At 45.0% G+C, this 19,551-nt stretch carries 21 protein-coding genes and 1 tRNA gene; 16 read left to right on the top strand and 6 right to left on the bottom strand.

Translation table 11 applies throughout. The features are described from left to right. Nucleotides 1-358: 358 nt before the first annotated feature. From chiP to MTF70_RS18580, 4 genes are all read left to right on the top strand, one after another. Nucleotides 359-1,480, top strand: a complete 1,122-nt coding sequence (chiP, locus tag MTF70_RS18595) for a chitoporin (protein WP_005382007.1) — start codon at nucleotides 359-361, stop codon at nucleotides 1,478-1,480. Between the two features lie 123 nt (nucleotides 1,481-1,603). Beyond that, nucleotides 1,604-2,200 carry a DUF2057 domain-containing protein gene (locus MTF70_RS18590; RefSeq protein WP_169644123.1) on the top strand — a complete coding sequence of 199 codons (597 nt, stop codon included), beginning with the start codon at nucleotides 1,604-1,606 and terminating at the stop codon, nucleotides 2,198-2,200. A gap of 177 nt (nucleotides 2,201-2,377) precedes the next feature. Then, complete coding sequence (gene gltX, locus MTF70_RS18585) at nucleotides 2,378-3,805, top strand: glutamate--tRNA ligase (protein ID WP_005384075.1); 1,428 nt, start codon at nucleotides 2,378-2,380, stop codon at nucleotides 3,803-3,805. Between the two features lie 640 nt (nucleotides 3,806-4,445). After that, a complete protein-coding gene (locus tag MTF70_RS18580) occupies nucleotides 4,446-5,408 on the top strand; it encodes an OmpA family protein (RefSeq protein ID WP_005382010.1) in 963 nt (320 codons plus the stop codon). A gap of 114 nt (nucleotides 5,409-5,522) precedes the next feature. On the opposite strand, the gene MTF70_RS18575 is transcribed toward MTF70_RS18580, so the two are convergent. From MTF70_RS18575 to MTF70_RS18565, 3 genes are all read right to left on the bottom strand, one after another. Further along, entirely contained in the window at nucleotides 5,523-6,029 is a 507-nt protein-coding gene (locus MTF70_RS18575) for a hypothetical protein (protein WP_005382011.1), read from the bottom strand. A 279-nt stretch (nucleotides 6,030-6,308) separates the two neighbouring features. Continuing rightward, nucleotides 6,309-6,385: transfer RNA gene (locus MTF70_RS18570), tRNA-Arg, on the bottom strand. Nucleotides 6,386-6,560: 175 nt separating this feature from the next. Further along, the gene (locus MTF70_RS18565) at nucleotides 6,561-7,694 is read right to left on the bottom strand and encodes a flagellar assembly protein FlgT (RefSeq protein WP_005382012.1); all 1,134 of its coding nucleotides are present in this window, start codon (nucleotides 7,692-7,694) and stop codon (nucleotides 6,561-6,563) included. A gap of 169 nt (nucleotides 7,695-7,863) precedes the next feature. Between MTF70_RS18565 and MTF70_RS18560 the strand changes: the two genes are divergently transcribed. Further along, complete coding sequence (locus MTF70_RS18560) at nucleotides 7,864-8,502, top strand: FlgO family outer membrane protein (protein WP_005382013.1); 639 nt, start codon at nucleotides 7,864-7,866, stop codon at nucleotides 8,500-8,502. Between the two features lie 9 nt (nucleotides 8,503-8,511). Then, entirely contained in the window at nucleotides 8,512-8,943 is a 432-nt protein-coding gene (gene flgP, locus MTF70_RS18555) for a flagellar assembly lipoprotein FlgP (RefSeq protein ID WP_005382014.1), read from the top strand. A 102-nt stretch (nucleotides 8,944-9,045) separates the two neighbouring features. Here the strand turns inward: flgP and flgN are convergent, their stop codons facing one another. From flgN to flgA, 3 genes are all read right to left on the bottom strand, one after another. Then, complete coding sequence (gene flgN, locus MTF70_RS18550) at nucleotides 9,046-9,471, bottom strand: flagellar export chaperone FlgN (RefSeq protein ID WP_005382015.1); 426 nt, start codon at nucleotides 9,469-9,471, stop codon at nucleotides 9,046-9,048. A gap of 27 nt (nucleotides 9,472-9,498) precedes the next feature. After that, complete coding sequence (gene flgM, locus MTF70_RS18545) at nucleotides 9,499-9,813, bottom strand: flagellar biosynthesis anti-sigma factor FlgM (protein ID WP_005382018.1); 315 nt, start codon at nucleotides 9,811-9,813, stop codon at nucleotides 9,499-9,501. A gap of 116 nt (nucleotides 9,814-9,929) precedes the next feature. Next, nucleotides 9,930-10,676 carry a flagellar basal body P-ring formation chaperone FlgA gene (gene flgA, locus MTF70_RS18540; protein ID WP_005382020.1) on the bottom strand — a complete coding sequence of 249 codons (747 nt, stop codon included), beginning with the start codon at nucleotides 10,674-10,676 and terminating at the stop codon, nucleotides 9,930-9,932. A gap of 76 nt (nucleotides 10,677-10,752) precedes the next feature. On the opposite strand from flgA, the gene MTF70_RS18535 reads away from it, so the two are divergent. The 10 genes from MTF70_RS18535 (at nucleotide 10,753) to MTF70_RS18490 (ending at nucleotide 19,540) form a co-directional block, all read left to right on the top strand. After that, nucleotides 10,753-11,679: a chemotaxis protein CheV gene (locus MTF70_RS18535; protein ID WP_005382022.1), complete on the top strand. Its 927-nt coding sequence runs from the start codon at nucleotides 10,753-10,755 to the stop codon at nucleotides 11,677-11,679. Between the two features lie 11 nt (nucleotides 11,680-11,690). After that, nucleotides 11,691-12,518: a protein-glutamate O-methyltransferase gene (locus tag MTF70_RS18530; RefSeq protein ID WP_005382024.1), complete on the top strand. Its 828-nt coding sequence runs from the start codon at nucleotides 11,691-11,693 to the stop codon at nucleotides 12,516-12,518. 303 nt (nucleotides 12,519-12,821) lie between these two features. After that, nucleotides 12,822-13,217, top strand: a complete 396-nt coding sequence (gene flgB / locus MTF70_RS18525) for a flagellar basal body rod protein FlgB (RefSeq protein ID WP_005382026.1) — start codon at nucleotides 12,822-12,824, stop codon at nucleotides 13,215-13,217. A gap of 5 nt (nucleotides 13,218-13,222) precedes the next feature. After that, nucleotides 13,223-13,636 (top strand): flagellar basal body rod protein FlgC, encoded by a 414-nt coding sequence (flgC, locus tag MTF70_RS18520; RefSeq protein ID WP_005393132.1) that lies wholly within the window; start codon nucleotides 13,223-13,225, stop codon nucleotides 13,634-13,636. Between the two features lie 17 nt (nucleotides 13,637-13,653). Then, entirely contained in the window at nucleotides 13,654-14,364 is a 711-nt protein-coding gene (flgD, locus tag MTF70_RS18515) for a flagellar hook assembly protein FlgD (protein ID WP_005382029.1), read from the top strand. A 30-nt stretch (nucleotides 14,365-14,394) separates the two neighbouring features. Further along, the gene (gene flgE / locus MTF70_RS18510) at nucleotides 14,395-15,708 is read left to right on the top strand and encodes a flagellar hook protein FlgE (RefSeq protein ID WP_005382030.1); all 1,314 of its coding nucleotides are present in this window, start codon (nucleotides 14,395-14,397) and stop codon (nucleotides 15,706-15,708) included. 330 nt (nucleotides 15,709-16,038) lie between these two features. Next, on the top strand, nucleotides 16,039-16,788 hold the full coding sequence (flgF, locus tag MTF70_RS18505) for a flagellar basal-body rod protein FlgF (RefSeq protein WP_005382031.1): 750 nt from the start codon (nucleotides 16,039-16,041) through the stop codon (nucleotides 16,786-16,788). Between the two features lie 18 nt (nucleotides 16,789-16,806). Beyond that, the gene (flgG, locus tag MTF70_RS18500; protein ID WP_005382032.1) at nucleotides 16,807-17,595 is read left to right on the top strand and encodes a flagellar basal-body rod protein FlgG; all 789 of its coding nucleotides are present in this window, start codon (nucleotides 16,807-16,809) and stop codon (nucleotides 17,593-17,595) included. Nucleotides 17,596-17,625: 30 nt separating this feature from the next. Then, a complete protein-coding gene (gene flgH, locus MTF70_RS18495; protein ID WP_017634834.1) occupies nucleotides 17,626-18,405 on the top strand; it encodes a flagellar basal body L-ring protein FlgH in 780 nt (259 codons plus the stop codon). A 43-nt stretch (nucleotides 18,406-18,448) separates the two neighbouring features. Then, nucleotides 18,449-19,540: a flagellar basal body P-ring protein FlgI gene (locus MTF70_RS18490; protein WP_005393118.1), complete on the top strand. Its 1,092-nt coding sequence runs from the start codon at nucleotides 18,449-18,451 to the stop codon at nucleotides 19,538-19,540. The last annotated feature ends 11 nt before the right edge of the window (nucleotides 19,541-19,551 follow it).

Here is a 19,551-nt window from a genome sequence, read left to right as displayed (position 1 = left end):
TCATTTTACTTGCGAGTGATCTCAAGGTTTTTTCTCTTTGAATATAAAGTTCCGTTAAAACACCTAAAAGATGAATGAAGTCGCTCACGTTTTTTAGATGCTCTCAATGTCAGTTCAGTGTCAAAACGTACTTTTAACGTTTTTTATTTTTTATATTTGATGCTAAGTAATTGTTTTTTATTGATTTATTTTATTTTTGATCTTCTCATTTTGAAGTCGCTCAGATTGCTGTAGGGAAAGTTTTTTAGTGCGAAAAAAGTTTGTCATATTTGCCCCGTCCAAACACTGTTTCAAGTTCCTGCCATGTCCTAGTTAGTGAATTTGAAAATGGAAAAAACTAAAAATATAGGGGTTTATAATGTCTTACCTAAAGAAAAGCCTACTTGCCACGGCAATTACCGGCATGATGTTCAGTGGTGCTGCATTTGCTGATGGTGCAAACAGTGACGCAGCAAAAGAGTTTCTAACCAAAGATTCATTTTCTTATGAAGTTTACGGAATCATCGCGATGCAGGCCGCGTACCGCGATTACGATTCTGGTAGCAAAGCAACGGACGATGATTTGGGTGGCATGCAGCTAAACAACGAATCTCGTATTGGTTTCCGTGGTAAAAAACAATTTGCTAACTTCGACCCTACTTTTATTTGGCAAATCGAAGGCGGTTATGTAGACCCTAGCTTTGGTGGCGAGGGCGCAGGTCTTGGTGAACGTGACACATTCGTCGGTTTTGAAAGTGCATCTTGGGGTCAAATTCGTCTGGGTCGCGTTTTGACACCTATGTACGAATTGGTTGACTGGCCAGCATCTAACCCTGGTCTCGGCGATGTATACGACTGGGGTGGTGCTATTGGTGGCGCCAAGTACCAAGACCGTCAATCAAACACTATCCGCTGGGACTCTCCAATGTTTGCTGACAAATTCTCCCTAGATATCGCAGCTGGTGCAGGTGATAAAGCAGGTCTAGGTGAAGGGGATGACTACTGGGGTGGTATCGCAGCACACTACAAAATTGGTCCTATCCAGTTAGATGCGGCATATGAAGGTAACCGTAATATCAAGATGGAAAGCCAAACGTGGGAAAACAACACGTACTTGGTAGGGGCACAAGGCTGGTTTGATAACGGGATCTCTTTCTTCGCGCAATACAAATACATGGAGGCGGACGCAAGCAATGGTGTGAGTGAAAAGCAAGATGCAATGTCTGCCGCTATCATGTACACCACGGGTGATTGGCAATACAAACTGGCTTACGCCGCTAACTTTGATCTCGAGCGTGATGGTAAGAAAATTAACGATACAGCGGACGATGTGTTATCAGCACAAGTTATGTATTTCGTAGACCCATCGGCAGTGCTGTACGTACGTGCTCGTACTCTAGACTTTGGCGACGGTGCGTCTCAATTAGATAAACCAACAGAAGCACGTTGGAAGTCTGCTGACTACGACGAGTTCTCTGTAGGTGTTGAATACTACTTCTAACTAAAGAAGCAGCTAAAAGGGCGGAAACGCCCTTTTTATCTTGATACTTATTCAAATAAGCCTTTGAAATGACTGGCCTGTAAGTTTTAGAGGCTTATCTAAATTGGTATAAAGTGAGAAACCATGATGAAAAAAACAACGACACTTCTCGGACTTTGCGCAATGCTTTCGGCGCCAGCTTTTGCTGCTCAACTCACTCTGCAATCTGAATTAGTTCCTCGCGTTCTCAACGGCGAGTTCGTCTACCCTGAGTGGATATCCAAGAACAACAGCATCGAGTTAAAGGATGGGGAAAACCAATTAGCGGTAACGGTTGGACAAATCGTATTTGAAGATGGAAAGCGCCGTAAATTCGATTCGCAGCCGCTGGTATTAGAGTTTGATGCAGAAAAAGACACCGAGCTTTCTCTGACTTATCAAACATTCCGTACTATTGAAGAGGCGAGAGCCTTCGAACTCGATCCTAAAGTGGTATTGAAAGACAAAAAAGGAAAAGAAGTGGCATTCTCTATGGTTCAACTTCGTAAAGGTGGTTTGCAAGGTTTTCGTGATTACGAACGAGAAGTTGCCGACTATAATAACGCAATGAATAAAGAATCGACTAAGGCAAGCATTGTGTCTTCTCCAGCGGAAACCAAAACAATCAAAGCATCGTTTAATGAATTGAGCCGTGAAGAGCAGCAAGAATTTATGCAATGGGCAATGCGTAACCTGAAGTAATTTCGTCTCGTGCTTTAACAGTAAATAGCAGGGCTGTGCCTTTTTGGTTCTGCCCTGTTTTTATTTCTGTTGTCAAACCGATTGTAGAATTGACTTACGGTGGTAAAATGTCGCCACTTTTATCCTTGACATTACAACGAGAGATCTCTCGTTGCTCATTACCCCTAAGGAACTCAAATGACGGTTAAAACTCGTTTTGCTCCTAGCCCAACTGGCTATCTACACGTTGGTGGTGCGCGTACTGCACTTTACTCTTGGCTATACGCTAAAAACCAAGGTGGTGAATTCGTTCTACGTATCGAAGATACAGACCTTGAGCGTAACTCTCAGGAAGCGGTTGATGCAATTCTTGAAGGCATGGAATGGCTAGGCTTGGAGTGGGATGAAGGTCCTTACTACCAAACTCAACGTTTTGACCGTTACAACGAAATGGTTGATAAGCTTCTTGCTGAAGACAAAGCTTACAAATGTTACGCGTCTAAAGAGCTGCTAGATGAAATCCGTGCAGAGCAAGAAGCAAATAAAGAAATGCCTCGCTACGATGCTAACCATCCAAAAATCAAAGCAGCAAACGAAGCGGCAAAAGATGGCGATCCATGTGTTATCCGTTTCCGTAACCCGAAAGAAGGCAGCGTAGTATTTGATGATCAAATCCGTGGTCGCATTGAAATCCGCAACGATCAAATGGATGACCTAATCATTCGTCGTACTGACGGTTCACCTACTTACAACTTCTGTGTAGTAGTGGATGACTGGGACATGGGTATCACTCACGTTGTTCGTGGCGAAGACCACATCAACAACACGCCTCGTCAAATCAACATCTACGAAGCACTAGGTGCGCCAGTACCAACATTTGCACACTGTGCAATGATCCTGGGTGATGACGGCGCGAAACTGTCTAAACGTCACGGCGCTGTATCAGTCATGCAATACCGCGATATGGGTTACCTGCCTGCAGCACTAAACAACTACCTAGTGCGCCTTGGTTGGTCTCATGGTGACCAAGAAATCTTCTCTCAAGAAGAGATGATCAATCTATTTAGCCTAAACGCAGTATCTAAGTCAGCGTCTGCTTTTAACACTGACAAACTGCAATGGTTGAACAACCACTACATCAAGAACTCAGATCCTGCGTACGTTGCTGAGCATCTACAATGGCATCTAGATCAACAAAAACTAGACGTAACGAATGGTCCTGCTATCACTGACGTGATCAAGCTAGTGGGTGAGCGTTGCAACACGCTAGTTGAGCTAGCTGAGCAAATCCGTTACTTCTATGAAGATTTCTCTGAGTTTGAAGCGGGCGCAGCGAAGAAACATCTACGTGGAGTGGCTAAAGAGCCTCTAGAACTTGCATTAGCGAAAGTGGAAGCACTAACTGAATGGACGACAGCGAACATCAAAGATGGCGTTATCGCAGCAGTATGTGAAGAGTTGGAAATCGGCATGGGCAAAATCGGTATGCCATTACGTGTTGCTGTAACAGGCGGGGGTCAGTCTCCTTCTGTCGATGCAGTAATGGAGCTGGTTGGAAAAGAGCGCTGTATTGCTCGCATTAAGATGGCGCTTGAGTTCATTGCTGAGCGTGAAGCAAACGCATAATTGCTTTGAACTGAACGTTCTTTTGAATAAATAGTCACAAAGCCGCGGTGAGCAACCGCGGCTTTTTTGTATCTTCAATTTAGATAACGAGAAACTTTCTCTCATATTGGTGAATGAAGAGATGGTTTCACCTGTAATTTACCTCAATATGGATAAGATTTTTTAATCCAAATATCGTTGGCATGAATAAAAAACGAGCGATTATATATCAAATATCTGATTGATTTTTATCCATGTTCCTTAAAGTTCCATTTTATTTGTCTCATTTTTAAGAAAAATCTTTGCTTTAGCTATGTTGTTCCAAAAATTAAAGCAAACGTTTGCGTCGTGGTTGCGTGGGGATTTTTTTGCTTAAGATCACATGTTGTCGAGATTTTTGATGACAATAAATTGACAGAATTGGGATTTTTCTCGCGATTTCTTAGCGTTATAGTTCATCCCGTCAGCGATACCGAGATGGCGATATGTATCACTGAACAGGAAATGTACGTAAGTTGCTTCCATAAAAAAAATGCATGTGCATAAAAAGAAGCTGACTAAGTATCTCACTCAAGGAATGAATAAAAAGAATTGAAATACAACGTCAGTCAGACGGCGCATTTCGGCATCTAACAAAAGAACTTCTTTAGAGGAATCAATAATGAAAAAATTAGCAGCGGTAATTTCAGCGTCTCTACTTATGGCTTCAGCAGCACAAGCAGAAGTATACGTTGGTGGTAAGATGGGTAAGTCATGGATGGAAGACGCGTGTGTAGCGGGCCAGGCTTGTGACAAAGACGATTCTACTCTTGGCGCTTTTGTTGGTTACGAAATGAATAAATACTTCGCAGTAGAAGCGGGTTTCGACAACATCGGTGATTTTAACCAAACTTCTTTCGGTGGCCACGTAGAAGCAATCACTCTTGCTCCTAAATTTAGCCTACCAATCACTGAAGACATCGCACTTTACGGTAAAGTGGGTGGCGCTTACGTAATGTTTGATGGCAAAGATGATTACTCTTACCTAGGCGCGGCTGGTCTTGAATTCAACCTAAGCCAAAACGTAACAGCTCGTGCGGAATACCAAACACTGACTGACATCAGCAACGATGTAACTCGTGCGACAGGTAACACTGCAACACTAGGTGTTTCTTTCAAATTCGGCGGCAACGATGAGCCAGTAATCGTAGAAGAGCCAGTTGTTGTTGAAGAAGTGGTTGTAGAAGAAGTGGTAGAAGAGCCAGTTGTAGTTACGAAAACATTCGAAACTCAAACAATTGGTACAGGTAGCTTCGATCTAAACAGCACAACTCTAAAACCAGAGAGCGCTGCAAAACTTGATAACCTAGTTGCTTTCCTAAACGAGCACCCACAAGCGAACGTTGAAGTTGTAGGTTACACAGATACGTCTGGTCCAGCAGCTTACAACCTAAAAGTTTCTGAAAAACGTGCTGAGTCTGTTGCTAACGCACTCGTTGAAAAAGGTATTGATTCATCACGTATCCAAGCTCGTGGCGAAGGTGAAAACAACCCAATCGCTTCAAACGACACTCGTGAAGGTCGTCAACAAAACCGTCGCGTAGAAGTCGTTGTTCCAGAATTTGAATACCAAGTTCAGCAATAAGCTCCTATTCGACCGTAGTATAGAAGACTGAAGCTGAAAGCCCCAAAGAGTTCGCTCTTTGGGGCTTTTTATTTCTCTTTAAAAACTGACTGAAATGTTCAAAGTGGCTAGGTATTACTTAAGATCAATGCTGTTTAAACGCCCCATGAATGTCAGGATCTCCAAGTTATCTTTATGTGCTTCTAACAACGCTTTTTTGGTTTGCATGTAGGCGGCAAGTTTGCCGTACTTACTAATAGAGCGAACCACCGTTTTATATTTATACTCACCGTCATCATTGAACTCTCGCCACTTGGCGATGTAACACGTATCTCGGTTGTCAGGGTTTTCAAGAGTAGGGTTAGGCTTGTGAACGATTTTAGGCTCAACGCTATGTGGAAGCCTGGTCATTAGGTAAGGGTCTTTCAAAAGACGTCGCCAGAATTTGCCCCACATTTGCCGGCCTAACTCGTTTCTCAGCTTAATGGCTTTTTGTAAGCCTTTCTTTTCTCCAATACGAACAAATCCTACCGAGCGGTGTAGTACCGTATCCTCGGGGGTATGGATATGTATCTTAAAGGCTGTCTTGCCTTTAGAAATAAAGCGGTGTCCAGTGTTAGTTATTAAATTGCTCTTAGACATAGTGCTAACTAATAATTTTATTAATAGCTAAAAGGGTAAGCAAAACTCATAGATAATTAAAGTAATAAAATACAAAACTGTAAATAGGGCTTGTTGAAATGATTTCAAGGGGAAGAAGTCAGATCAGTAGAAGACTTTATCCCGTAACCGAAACACCTGATCCGATCATATTGATTACTGGGAAGATTACCTAACACGATGTACTAGGGGGAGCAGTGCGAGGCTTGAAATTGAAGATACAAAAAAGCCTTAGCTCAAGTGGGAGCTAAGGCTATGATATGGCGCCCCCAGTAGGATTCGAACCTACGACCTGTCCCTTAGGAGGGGACTGCGCTATCCAGCTGTGCCATGGGGGCGTAATACCAATAGTTGCAGTTCATTGCACTGTTTTACTGAGTTCAAATCTAGCAATCTACCAGATCTGTATCAGCATCACGTTGAACGATTCGCTACGGTCATTGGTATAATCAAATAAGATGCGCTGCCTATGATATTCAAAAGTGAGCATATCTCAAGACTTAATGTTTGCTTTTATAGGATCTTGTTCATTACGTCGCCAATTTGAACGCTAGATGCTAAATTTGGCTGATCAATCGTCAGTTCCGCTTCGTGTTCGTATATGCGTGATACCGTTAATGTAATTTCGCTTTGCGAGACTTTGTTTCTTGGCAATCCATTTTGGTCGATAAACGACGCGGTGTGCCAAAGCTGTAATTTGTCTCCCTCTTTTACGCCGTGCATACGGCCGAGATCCATCGTTACGGTATTACCGAAGACTGCCACAACCTCTGGCAGTGTAATTTTGCAAGATAGCTCCGACTCCAGATCCAACATAATATTGCGACTAACGCGAAGCATCATCTCGCCATAGGTCGATGCCCAAAAACGTGCACTACGAGTGTCCACTTGACTCGTCTTAGCAAATGGCCAACGCGCGACCTCACGGTAGGCTTTGTTGAAGATTTCATGGCCAGTTTTACCATCAAATACTTTCATTTCTAACGCAAACTGACGATTGATGATGTCATCTTGCAATAGTTGAGATTCGACCGTTGCAGTGAGATCGGTGATGACCCCTCCAATGATGTATTGTGCGCCATTGTCTTGCGCGATCATTTGAGTGCGAGCAGGATAGTTGCTGCTTATTGAGTAGTCCGTTGTACCAACAGACACAAAGCTGCGTGAGGTTTGATCAAGTTGACGGTTCACTACGTGGCTAAAATCGTCACCAACTTGATAAATTTGTCCCATCACTGCTTGTTGTGGTGATGCGACCTCAATATTGCCGACCAGCATTGTCTTTTTGTATTGATCGGTGTGGCAACCCGTTGCCGATGGATAAATATCAACGCGGATTTTTACCTCGACTTTACCGCGACGTTTGCGTTCAGACTCGACCAAAATGTAACGGACTTCATGATTGGTAAACTGGTATTCGTTGCGGCTTTCTTCTAATAGCGGCATCAAGTTGCTAATACTGCCAATATCTGCGCCCGAAAAATTGACGGCTTTGAACAGCGCGTCTTCCAACGCATGGAGCCTTGCCGTCTCTTCTGAAGAAACGATGGTGGCAACGCCTGTGACTTCATACCAAGATGCCATTACCTTAAAAGGCACAAGCATCACTAAAGTGATTGAAAACAGACTGTTTAATATTTTTTTCATTGGTTACAACCGTTCGGGTATAAATATTGCTTTAACAAATTCAGTGAAGTTTGGTGGGTTTTTCTTCGTTAGACAAACAAAGAAAAGCAAAGACTGTTCCAATATTCATTTTCTTGGAAAGGAATTAATAAAGAACGGTATCACCTAAGATTATCTGGAGAATCAAACCATGAAAAAGTGGCTTGTCGCCGCATCGATGATGACGCTTCTGACATCGTGCGCGTACTCACCGATTTACAATGGTAAAGAACCGTACTCGGGAAGCCAGTTCATGCTGATGGATAGTCCGCGTCATACGATGGACTTTTTCATTGAGAGCATGACAGAAGACCTGATGGTTTCTAATGTGGCAGTATCAGCGCGGACACCGATTGCGATTACCTCGTTTGTTGATCTACAAAATATGGATGCAACAAACTGGTTAGGTAACTCGGTCTCTGAAGGTTTTATCCATCAGTTTCAGCGCCGAGGGTTTAAAGTGGTTGATTTCAAAACTACGGGCTCTATTCAAGTGACGCAGCAGGGCGATTTTGCTTTAAGTCGTGATTGGCAAGATTTAGCTCAAGAGCAGCAAATTCAGTATGTACTGACCGGAACAATGTTGCGCCAAGAGGGCGGAGTGCTTGTCAATGCACGCGTGGTTGGCATGCAAAGCCGTGTAGTTGTAGCGACAGCGCAAGGTTTCCTTCCGGCTGACCGTATTGGGCGTGACTTAGATACGTTAAATAGCATCCGCACACAAGATGGTGTGTTGATTCGTTCTGACCCTACCATTCGTCAGCCGTACACTGTGATTCTCCGTCCATAGGATAGAAGCATGAAGAAGTTATTATTTATTGTTGCCACACTGATATTGGTGGGGTGTCAGCCATTACAACAGATGCGTCAAGATGAAATCTTAGTGGCGGTGGGCTACGCCAGCGTCAGTGAGCAGACAGGCCGCACAGTAGAAGAAAAGCGTGTACGAGCAATGCGCGCATCAAAAATTGATGCTTATCGTGAGCTAGCAGAGCAAGTTTATGGCATGCGTGTTAGTGGACGAGCAGAGCTGCAAGACCAGCGTTTGGGTATTGAAAGCACCACTGGTGCCGTCGATGGTGTAATTCGTGGTGCAGAAGTTGTGCGTAGTTATCTTGTTGAAGACAGTTATGTGACTGAGCTGCGTCTGGATATCCGTAAGATGGATAAGCTACGTGATTATGGAGAAGTTCAGCAAGTGCCTGAGAAGCGTCAGCAAACTTTGTTTTAAACCATTTCACTAGACAGATAATCTTTTTGAGCGGCTGATTGGTAACAATGAGTCGCTTTTTTATATCTACGTGAGCGCGGGAATTGAGGGTAGGAGTGACGTTTAAGCTTTTATATTGGTGCCAAGCGTCGAGATGGTGTGGGTTTTTCCGCCCGCATTGTAGGTCATGCCAACTTTGCCATGAGTTCGCTGGAGCATGTTGTTGAGTTTATTGAAGCTCAGCTGTGCGCGACTAAGCGATTCGCCATTTACTTGGTTAACTTGTTGACAGTCGAGGACGATCGATTGGATTTGAGCAACAACCTGACTTAGGTGCTCATCTTCAGTAAGTTGATTGACGTGCGGGTGAGAGGCGATTCGCTGATCAGTTGTTCTGAGCTGATCAATGAGCGTCATCTTCTGTTTGGCAATGTTCTCAATCTCGGTAGAGACACGCGCCGTTATTGCTTGTGTTTCTTGGCGTAAAACAGCGGAAAGTGCCTTAGCATTTTCTAGCTGGAAATTAACGAGATCGACTAATGCTGCCATAAAATACTTACCTTCGGCCTAAGTCAGTTAGCTTTTGCCTTGCAATTCGTTTTCAAACTTAATCATGTTGTCAGCCAATTTTTCAGGATCGACTTTGTATGAACCGTTTGTGATAGCTTCTTTGATTGCTGCAACTTTGGCGCTGTCATATGCCGGAGAAGCTGCCATATCCTTCTGGAGTTTACTGACGGCTTTACTTTGCTGGCTGAGTGATACTGCGTCTTGTTGCGCTGGCGCCTTTTTTGATTCTGTCGTGCTGGTAGCATTGGAATCGTTACGTGCAGGTGCGCGACTTGTTGTCGTCATCATTTGCCCTGAACGTATATTATCTATACCTGCCATGTTTAACCTTTGCCTTGTATCGTAATACTGGTATCCAGACTATCGACCAGCGCAAAAATAACTTTAGTCATTTTTTGCATTTTTATTGATCAGTTTAAACACGCTACCAGTGGGTATTAAAAATTAACAGTGATTTCCGCAATGTCAGTCACTATGCCTTCTATTATACGTTGCGACTTATCATTTTTCACTCTTACTTGATCGCCAGCTGAACCATCCTGCAATGCTGTGCCTTGCGTTGTGATCGTCATGCCAGAATTCACCGCTTTGATAATGACCTTTTCATTTCGGCATACCACACAAACATCATTTCTCTCTACGACATCGCCTAAGCGAACATTACGCTTTAGCTTTGCCCCAACCACTTGATCGTAGCTAGAAAATCCATCTTTACGAAAGCGCTGTAGCTCGATCATGGAAGTGGTAACATCCGATGCGCTGACGATTTCTCCTCTCCCTAGTGTTCGTGTAGCGACGATCATTGGTACTGATACCGAGATCCTCACAGGGACATAGACTTTCCAGTCATCCGGTTGGCATTCCACTAACACATTGATGTTACTTCTCGTGCTGCTGGTGGAAGAGGCAGATGTATCTAACGGAACAGGGCAATCCGTTGCTTTTATTCTCGAGTCGATCTCTGCCGCATTAACAGATAGCTCGCCACCATCAGGCTGATCAACCGTAGCAAGAATATGTTGTTCTGCTGCTGTTTTTATTTGCTCGATCTGATTATCTGAAGCTGAATGAACAAAAAAGCTAAACATACTGAGCAAAATGCCGATAGACTTAGCGTACTTTGTAATTAGCGCTCTACATATTGTCATAGTCAATGGTGTCGAAGTGAAAGTGAAATACGCCATACTGTCTCCCTGGTATCGTGCTTGCCAGTGGTAGAGTATCATTTAAAAACAAAAAGTTTGAGATGGAGATGAGCATATGACGGGGATTCTTGACTCGGTGAATCAGCGTACGCAACTCGTCGGTCAGAACCGATTGGAATTATTGACCTTTCGACTGATGGGCCGACAGCGCTACGGCATTAACGTATTCAAAGTGAAAGAAGTACTACAGTGCCCTAAGCTGACTTCAATGCCAAATCTACACCCTCTGGTTAAAGGTATCGCTCATATCCGCGGCCATACCGTGTCCGTTATTGATTTGAGCCTGGCAATTGGTGGCCGCCCAACCACTGATTTAGATAAATGTTTTGTTGTTATTGCAGAATTTAACCGTACGATCCAAGCATTTTTGGTATCATCGGTTGAGCGTATTATCAATATGCATTGGGAAGCGATTTTGCCACCGCCAGACGGCGCAGGTAAAGCGCACTACTTGACTGCCGTTACAAACATTGACAATGAGCTGGTTGAAATCCTTGACGTTGAAAAAATCCTGGCAGAAATTGCGCCAGTTGATGAAACGATGGATTCCGCTATTGGCGAAGAAATCGCACAAGCAGAACAAGAAAAGCCTATTGTACGCCGCATACTGATTGCTGATGACTCGACGGTCGCGCGTAAACAGGTAGAGCGTGCGATTACATCCATCGGTTTTGAGGTCGTATCTGTCAAAGACGGCAAAGAAGCGTACAATAAGTTGATTGAAATGGCTCAAGAAGGCAATATCTACGATCAAATTTCGTTGGTTATTTCCGATATTGAAATGCCAGAAATGGACGGCTATACCTTAACGGCTGAAATTCGCAGACATGCCGATTTGAAAGACCTTTATGTTATCCTCCATTCTTCATTAAGTGGTGTATTCAACCAAGCTATGGTTGAGCGTGTAGGTGCCAACACCTTCATTGCGAAATTTAACCCAGATGAGTTGGGTAACGCGGTTAAATCTGCATTAACACAATAAAAGAGACATTAATGACTGCTATTACAATCAGTGATCAAGAGTATCGTGACTTTAGCCGTTTTCTAGAATCGCAATGTGGCATCGTGTTAGGTGATAGCAAGCAATACCTCGTGCGTAGCCGACTGAGTCCTTTAGTGACGAAGTTTAAGCTCGCATCGTTATCAGATTTGCTACGTGATGTTGTTACAGGGCGTAATCGAGAATTACGAGTCGCCGCTGTGGATGCGATGACGACTAACGAAACCTTGTGGTTTCGAGATACTTATCCGTTCACGGTTTTAGCTGACAAATTATTGCCAGAAGTAGCGGCAAGCAAGCGCCCAATTAAGATCTGGTCTGCTGCCAGTTCATCGGGCCAAGAACCGTATTCTATTGCAATGACGATCCTGGAAACGCAACAGCGCAAGCCGGGCTTGTTACCAAACGTGTCCATTACAGCCACAGATATTTCGGCAAGTATGCTCGAGATGTGTCGTGCAGGGGTGTACGACAACTTGGCTTTGGGTCGCGGGCTTTCACCAGAACGTCGTCGCACCTTCTTTGAAAATGCGGACGGTGGTCGCATGAAAGTCAAAGATAACGTCAAGCGTTTGGTGAACTTTCGTCCACAAAACCTGATGGACAGTTACGCACTGATGGGTAAGTTCGACATCATTTTCTGTCGTAACGTATTGATTTACTTTTCTCCAGAAATGAAATCTAAAGTGCTTAACCAAATGGCGAGCAGTTTAAACCCTGGTGGTTACTTGCTGTTAGGGGCATCAGAGTCGCTAACTGGTCTGACTGATAAATTTGAAATGGTGCGCTGTAATCCGGGCATCATTTACAAGCTTAAATAGCGGTATCTCTTCATTGATAGAAAAGCCTGACTTCGTGTCAGGCTTTTTTGTTTGTTACCTTTCTGCGCCGAGCGCTTCATGTATCACTCAATTAGTTGAAGCGCGTTTTTGCCTTGTGCCCTCAACACGGTGTATCTTTATTAAGTGAGCAAAGTGATACGACATGACATTCCAGTTACTTTGGCTCACTTATTGCTATTTCAATTCACGGTAACCACTAGGTTGGTGTAATGCTTTAGGTTTTGGCATGCTAATTGCTTTTTGGTTATCAATCACGGTCAGTTCTTAATTGTAGAGGCAAACATGGCTATATCTTTTGACAATGCACTAGGCATCCACCAGCACACGGTGGGCGTACGTGAGCGCAATGCAGAGGTGATTTCCACCAACATCGCACAAGCAAACACGCCTGGTTACAAAGCAAGAGGTTTAGACTTTGCGAAGGAATTGCAAGCGGCAACATCTGGGGCAAGCATTGGTCTTAGTCGCACAGATGGTCGGCATATTCCTGCCACTACAACGTTGGTTGGGGACAAGTTATATCGTCTTCCTACGCAACCAGATACGGGAGATGGCAACACGGTAGACTTGGATTTAGAGCGTAACTTGTTTATGCAAAACCAAATCAGACACCAAGCATCACTCGACTTTCTAGGCAGCAAATTCAAGAACTTAACCAAAGCAATCAAAGGGGAATAATTTAGATGAGCTTATTTAACGTTTTCAATGTGACAGGTTCCGCAATGAGCGCTGAATCCGTTCGTCTGAATACTACCTCAAGCAACTTGGCGAACGCCGACAGTGTCAGCAGCTCTGCGAAAGACACTTACAAAGCGCGTCATGCCGTGTTTGGTGCAGAGTTAAGTAACGCCATGCGTGGCGGTGATACGGTGCCAGTGAAAGTGATGGGTATTGTAGAAAGTGATAAACCGCTGAGTGCGGAGTACAACCCAGACCATCCCCTTGCAAACGAAGAAGGCTACATTTACAAGCCTAACGTCAATGTAATGGAAGAAATGGCAAACATGATCTCAGCTTCTCGTGCATACCAAACTAATGTACAGGTCGCTGATTCTAGTAAACAAATGCTGCTGCGTACGCTGCAGATGGGTCAATAAGGATAAGGGGGTAGCGTATGGCCGGAATTAACAACGTTGGTCAAAGCGGCTTGTCCTATATCGACCAGCTTAAAAGTCTACAAGAGAGTAACAAGAAAGCGGAAGAGAGCACGGGTAAGCAGGACCTAAAACAGGAAGACTTCTTATCATTGCTCACGAAGCAACTGTCTCAGCAAGACCCTTTTAAGCCGGTAAGTAATGACCAGATGATTGCGCAAATGGCTTCATTTGCGACCGTTGATGGCATTGGCAAGATGAACACTCAGTTTGAGAGTTTGAATTCGTCAATGACATCAAATCAAGCGTTACAAGCTTCCTCTTTGGTAGGGCGTGACGTATTGGTCCCAGGAGCAGCAGGTGTGAAGCAGGACGACGCACCAATGGCGGCAATGGTTAAGCTTTCACAATCTATCGATAATCTGTTTGTTCGTGTAGAGGATGAAGCTGGCCAACTGGTTCGTACCTTTGAGGTAGGGGCGAAACCAGCCGGCGACACGCGTGTGCTTTGGGACGGTAAAGATGAAAGCGGAAATCCACTGCCAGCTGGCAAATACAAAGTGAAAGCGTCTGGCTTAGTTGAGGGGGAGTCGCAAGAGTTCCCAGTATCGACGTATGCCAACGTAAACAGCGTATTGCTTGGCAAAGGTGACGGAAACGTATTACTCAATCTGGCTGGTTTTGAATCGCCAGTTCGACTTGCAGAAGTATTGGAAGTCGGCAAAGCGTAGTCATAGCTCGCTAGATTAGGAGATTTTGGAATGTCATATGTATCTTTAAGCGGTTTGTCCGCCGCCCAACTGGATTTGAATACCACCAGTAACAACATTGCGAACGCCAACACTTACGGCTTTAAAGAGTCCCGTGCTGAGTTTGCTGATGTCTACTCTAACTCTTTATTTACTAACGCAAAAACCACACCGGGTGGTGGTGCGCAAGCAAGCCAAGTGGCACAGCAGTTCCATGAAGGCTCTAGCATTTACACCAACAACCCAATGGATTTGCGTGTTTCGGGGACAGGTTTTTTCGCTGTAGCGAAAGAGCGTCTAACTCCACAACAGAATGAACTGACACGTAATGGTGCATTTCACTTAAATAAAGAAAACTACATGGTGACCGCGAACGACGAGTTCTTATTAGGTTACCAAGTGGACCCAAGCTCTGGTGAGGTTTCTTCATACGAGCCACAACCCATCAATATTCCTGCTGAATTTGGTAAGCCAAAACAAACAGCAAACATTGAAGTGGGTGTGAACTTGCCAGCGAACGGCGATTTGAAAGATCCAACACAGTTTGATTTTTCAGACCCAGATACATACAACCGTTCAACCTCTTCGACAATTTATGACTCGATGGGTCAGTCTTACAAGCTAACGACGTATTACTTGAAAGATCAGACTCAGCCAAATACATGGAACACTTACTACACCGTGACAGATAAAGAAGGTGAAAAGCCTTTAAATGTTGCGGCTGGTGATGCGCAAACGCCAACAGGTCATGTGGGGCATACCATGAAGTTCAACAACGATGGTACGTTGGCGAGCTTGAACAATGGTCAGCCAATCACTTCTGTGGCTCTGGGCGATCCGGCGACGAACACGACACCAGTCGATATGAATGGTGCCGATCCCGCGCAGACGCTTAACTTCGGCTTAGGCTCAGCAACACAGTTTGCGGCTCCGTTCGAACTGACTAAGTTTGACGAAGACGGTGCAACGACGGGCTTCCTAACCAAAGTTGACTTCGATGAAAACGGCAGCGTATTGGGAACTTACTCAAACGGTGAAAACGTTACATTGGGTCGTGTTGCTCTCGTACGTGTTCCGAACGAGCAAGGTCTGGATAAGAAAGGCGGCACTCAATGGGATTCAACGCAGTTCTCTGGTGACAAGATCTGGGGTGAATCAAATAAAGGCTCTTTCGGCACCATCAATAACGGTATGCTGGAACAGTCAAACATTGATATGACGCAGGAGTTGGTGGACCTGATCTCTGCTCAGCGTAACTTCCAAGCAAACTCACGTTCGCTAGAAGTACACAACCAACTACAACAGAATATCTTACAGATCCGCTAGAGCACTAGCTGGGTCATTCGATACTCTGCTTGAGTAAGTAATGGCGTGTGGTTGCTTCTTAGTAATTACCGCTTTGTTCACTTTCATCATGACATTCATCTGATGCTTAGCCTGAATACACCTCACTCAGGCTAAGCATGCTTTGATCTACGATTTGCCGCTGTTGCCGCCGTATGGATCAAAACCTTGCCTCTCGTTACAGTTTTCTGCCCCTATTGACCTCTTTTAATTGTTGATTGTTAATTCAAAGTATTGATTGATAAGCCTATTTTTGTTTTGGCATAACTATTGCTTTTACTCCGTGTACAGAGAGATTTTTTGGAGTAATTTATGGATCGCGCACTGTTTCTCGCAATGAGTGGCGCCAAGCAAAATATGCAGGCACTACAATTGCGCGCTAATAACTTGGCTAACGTAAGCACGACCGGATTTCGGGCTGATTTAGCACAGGCTCGCTCAATGCAGGCTTATGGTGAAGGCCATCCTTCACGTGTGTTCAGCATGACAGAGCGTCCAGGGCATAACTTTGCTCAAGGTAGCGTGATTACAACAGGGCGTGATCTGGATGTGACGATTGAAGGCAGCGGTTGGATATCGGTACTCGATCACACAGGGAAAGAAGGGTTGACCCGTAACGGCAACTTAAAAGTCGATCAAAATGGCATGCTTACCAACGCAAGTGGTCATTTGGTGCTGGGTGAAAACGATGCGCCGATTACTTTGCCTATTCCTCTCTCCAAAATTGAAATCGGTCGGGATGGCACCATCTCTGTACTTCCTCAAGGTGCCCCGGCAGAAGAATTCCAAGCGGTTGATCGCATTAAGCTCGTTAAGCCTAATGACCAAAGCTTGTTTAAAGACACCAATGGCTTATTTCGCCATAAAACTCCAAACCAACCTTACGAAGCAGACGCGACTGTTAGTCTCCAGACGGGAGCGATAGAAGGCAGTAACGTGAATGCCGTAGGTGAAATGACCGCATTGATTGACTTACAACGTCAGTTTGAAATGCAAGTCAAGATGATGAGCACAGCTGAAGAAATGGATAAATCTTCAGATTCACTGCTTCGTATGAGTTAACAGAGTTAGAGGTTCACTATGCATCCAGCACTATGGGTAAGTAAAACAGGTCTAGACGCCCAACAAACCAACATTGCCACGATTTCGAACAACTTGGCGAACGCCTCTACTGTCGGCTACAAAAAGAGCCGTGCAGTATTCGAAGATTTGTTCTATCAGAACATCAACCAGCCTGGCGGCCAGTCATCTCAGAACACGGAACTGCCAAGTGGCTTGATGTTAGGTGCGGGTTCTAAAGTGGTTGCGACGCAAAAAGTGCACACGCACGGCAATGCACAGACAACGACCAACGCACTGGACATGATGGTGGAAGGCGACGGTTTTTTCCAAGTGACATTGCCGGACGGCAACATCGGTTATACCCGTAACGGTCAGTTCACGCTAAATGGTGAAGGCACGTTAGTCACGTCGGGTTCTGGCTACCCTGTAGAGCCTGAAATTGTGATTCCAGAAGATGCGATTTCTATTACTGTTGGTACGGATGGTGAAGTGTCGGTTCGCGTCCGAGGTCAGCAAGACAACCAAGTCGTTGGTCAGCTAACCATTACAGATTTTGTTAACCCGGGTGGCCTAGAGCCAATTGGTCAGAACCTTTACTTACCAACGGGTGCCAGTGGCGATCCACAAGAGGGTGTTCCTGGTTTGGACGGTTTGGGGGAAATTCGTCAATCCATGCTGGAAGCGTCCAACGTGAATGTAACAGAAGAGTTGGTCAACATGATCGAAGCCCAGCGCGTTTACGAAATGAACTCAAAAGTGATCTCGTCAGTCGATAAAATGATGAGCTTCGTTAACCAGCAATTGTAACGATTAAGAGCAAGATTTGAGGAGCTCACGATGAAACGTATTTGCCTACTCGCTTTGATTGCTACGATGTCGGGCTGTGCCATGTTGGAACCGATTGAAACGGATGAAGTGACACAAGCAACCACTGTGGTCGACGCAGTAGAAGGCGATAAATCGAAAGAAGAGAGCAGCGGTATTGTAGATACTTTACGTGGTAGAAGTGATCCGGTTGCTGGCGACCCTGCTTGGGCTCCAATTCATCCGAAAAACAAGCCTGAGCATTACGCTGCTGCAACAGGTTCGTTGTTTAGCGCCGAGCACATTACCGATCTATACGACGATTCTAAACCACGTGGTATTGGCGACATTATTACCGTAACACTGGATGAGACAACCAGTGCGACGAAAAGCGCAAATGCCGATTTATCGAAAACCAATGAAGCGCAAATGGACCCGCTTCAAGTGGGCGGAGAAGAGCTGAAAATTGGCGGAAAATATAATTTCTCTTATGACTTAAACAACTCCAACTCATTTGCAGGTGACTCTTCTGCAAAGCAGAGCAATAGCATCAGTGGTTACATCACTGTTGAGGTGATCGAAGTACTGGCAAACGGCAACCTCGTGATCCGCGGTGAGAAGTGGATGACGCTAAATACGGGTGATGAGTACATACGTTTAAGTGGCACTATTCGTCCGGATGATATTAATTTCGACAACACCATTGCATCAAATCGCGTTTCTAACGCAAGAATTCAATACTCAGGGACTGGTTTGCAACAAGATATGCAAGAGCCAGGCTTCTTGGCACGATTCTTTAATGTAGCGCTATAACACGCCGTGCTGACGGCAATTTGACTGCAAGAGATAAGTAAGCATGAAAAAACTCCTTTTAGTACTGATGAGCGTTGCTCTGTTTTCTACCGTAGCCCAAGCCGCACGTATCAAAGACGTCGCGCAAGTGGCAGGTGTACGAAGCAACCAACTCGTGGGTTATGGTTTGGTTTCAGGCTTACCTGGTACGGGTGAAGCGAACCCGTTTACAGAGCAAAGTTTCGCCGCCATGCTGCAAAACTTCGGCATTCAGATGCCGCCAGGCACAAAGCCAAAAATTAAAAACGTTGCCGCAGTCATGGTTACGGCAGAATTGCCGCCTTTCTCTAAACCGGGTCAGCAAGTGGACGTGACTGTCTCTTCCATCGGAAGTGCTAAAAGTTTGCGTGGTGGCACCTTGCTGCAAACGTTCCTCAAAGGTCTCGACGGTCAAGTTTACGCGGTTGCTCAAGGTAACTTAGTAGTGAGCGGCTTCAGTGCTGAAGGCGCTGACGGTTCTAAAATCGTAGGTAACAATCCAACCGTTGGTCTTATCTCTAGTGGTGCGACAGTAGAGCGAGAAATTCCAAACCCATTTGGTCGTGGTGATTACATCACGTTCAACTTGCTTGAGTCAGACTTCACAACGGCTCAACGTATGGCGGATGCTGTAAACAACTTCCTCGGCCCACAAATGGCGAGCGCTGTTGACGCGACATCTGTGCGCGTGCGTGCTCCTCGTGACGTCAGCCAGCGTGTTGCGTTCTTATCGGCAATCGAAAACCTAGAGTTTGACCCAGCAGATGGTGCAGCCAAAATCATCGTTAACTCTCGCACGGGCACCATCGTAGTTGGTAAGCATGTGCGTCTTAAACCAGCAGCAGTAACGCACGGCGGCATGACGGTTGCGATCAAAGAAAACCTGAATGTTAGCCAACCTAACGGCTTTTCTGGTGGGCAAACCGTAGTCGTACCAGACTCGGATATCGAAGTCAGCGAAGAGCAAGGCAAAATGTTTAAGTTCGAACCAGGCTTAACGTTGGATGATTTGGTCCGTGCCGTGAACCAAGTCGGGGCTGCGCCTTCGGACTTGATGGCAATTTTACAAGCATTGAAGCAAGCTGGTGCCATTGAAGGCCAGTTGATCATCATTTAATGGTTAGGAGG

It is taken from the genome of Vibrio sp. 2CM40D, assembly GCF_023161825.1.
Taxonomy (GTDB): Bacteria; Pseudomonadota; Gammaproteobacteria; order Enterobacterales; family Vibrionaceae; genus Vibrio; species Vibrio alginolyticus.
This window is presented reverse-complemented; position numbering and strand designations above follow the sequence as displayed.

What these genes read in the sequence shown, in the direction of transcription:
- chiP (WP_005382007.1), top strand. Translation starts at nt 359, where the DNA reads ATGTCTTACCTAAAGAAAAGCCTACTTGCCACGGCAATTACCGGCATG.
- MTF70_RS18590 (WP_169644123.1), top strand. Translation starts at nt 1,604, where the DNA reads ATGATGAAAAAAACAACGACACTTCTCGGACTTTGCGCAATGCTTTCG.
- gltX (WP_005384075.1), top strand. Translation starts at nt 2,378, where the DNA reads ATGACGGTTAAAACTCGTTTTGCTCCTAGCCCAACTGGCTATCTACAC.
- MTF70_RS18580 (WP_005382010.1), top strand. Translation starts at nt 4,446, where the DNA reads ATGAAAAAATTAGCAGCGGTAATTTCAGCGTCTCTACTTATGGCTTCA.
- MTF70_RS18575 (WP_005382011.1), bottom strand. Translation starts at nt 6,029, where the DNA reads ATGTCTAAGAGCAATTTAATAACTAACACTGGACACCGCTTTATTTCT.
- MTF70_RS18565 (WP_005382012.1), bottom strand. Translation starts at nt 7,694, where the DNA reads ATGAAAAAAATATTAAACAGTCTGTTTTCAATCACTTTAGTGATGCTT.
- MTF70_RS18560 (WP_005382013.1), top strand. Translation starts at nt 7,864, where the DNA reads ATGAAAAAGTGGCTTGTCGCCGCATCGATGATGACGCTTCTGACATCG.
- flgP (WP_005382014.1), top strand. Translation starts at nt 8,512, where the DNA reads ATGAAGAAGTTATTATTTATTGTTGCCACACTGATATTGGTGGGGTGT.
- flgN (WP_005382015.1), bottom strand. Translation starts at nt 9,471, where the DNA reads ATGGCAGCATTAGTCGATCTCGTTAATTTCCAGCTAGAAAATGCTAAG.
- flgM (WP_005382018.1), bottom strand. Translation starts at nt 9,813, where the DNA reads ATGGCAGGTATAGATAATATACGTTCAGGGCAAATGATGACGACAACA.
- flgA (WP_005382020.1), bottom strand. Translation starts at nt 10,676, where the DNA reads ATGGCGTATTTCACTTTCACTTCGACACCATTGACTATGACAATATGT.
- MTF70_RS18535 (WP_005382022.1), top strand. Translation starts at nt 10,753, where the DNA reads ATGACGGGGATTCTTGACTCGGTGAATCAGCGTACGCAACTCGTCGGT.
- MTF70_RS18530 (WP_005382024.1), top strand. Translation starts at nt 11,691, where the DNA reads ATGACTGCTATTACAATCAGTGATCAAGAGTATCGTGACTTTAGCCGT.
- flgB (WP_005382026.1), top strand. Translation starts at nt 12,822, where the DNA reads ATGGCTATATCTTTTGACAATGCACTAGGCATCCACCAGCACACGGTG.
- flgC (WP_005393132.1), top strand. Translation starts at nt 13,223, where the DNA reads ATGAGCTTATTTAACGTTTTCAATGTGACAGGTTCCGCAATGAGCGCT.
- flgD (WP_005382029.1), top strand. Translation starts at nt 13,654, where the DNA reads ATGGCCGGAATTAACAACGTTGGTCAAAGCGGCTTGTCCTATATCGAC.
- flgE (WP_005382030.1), top strand. Translation starts at nt 14,395, where the DNA reads ATGTCATATGTATCTTTAAGCGGTTTGTCCGCCGCCCAACTGGATTTG.
- flgF (WP_005382031.1), top strand. Translation starts at nt 16,039, where the DNA reads ATGGATCGCGCACTGTTTCTCGCAATGAGTGGCGCCAAGCAAAATATG.
- flgG (WP_005382032.1), top strand. Translation starts at nt 16,807, where the DNA reads ATGCATCCAGCACTATGGGTAAGTAAAACAGGTCTAGACGCCCAACAA.
- flgH (WP_017634834.1), top strand. Translation starts at nt 17,626, where the DNA reads ATGAAACGTATTTGCCTACTCGCTTTGATTGCTACGATGTCGGGCTGT.
- MTF70_RS18490 (WP_005393118.1), top strand. Translation starts at nt 18,449, where the DNA reads ATGAAAAAACTCCTTTTAGTACTGATGAGCGTTGCTCTGTTTTCTACC.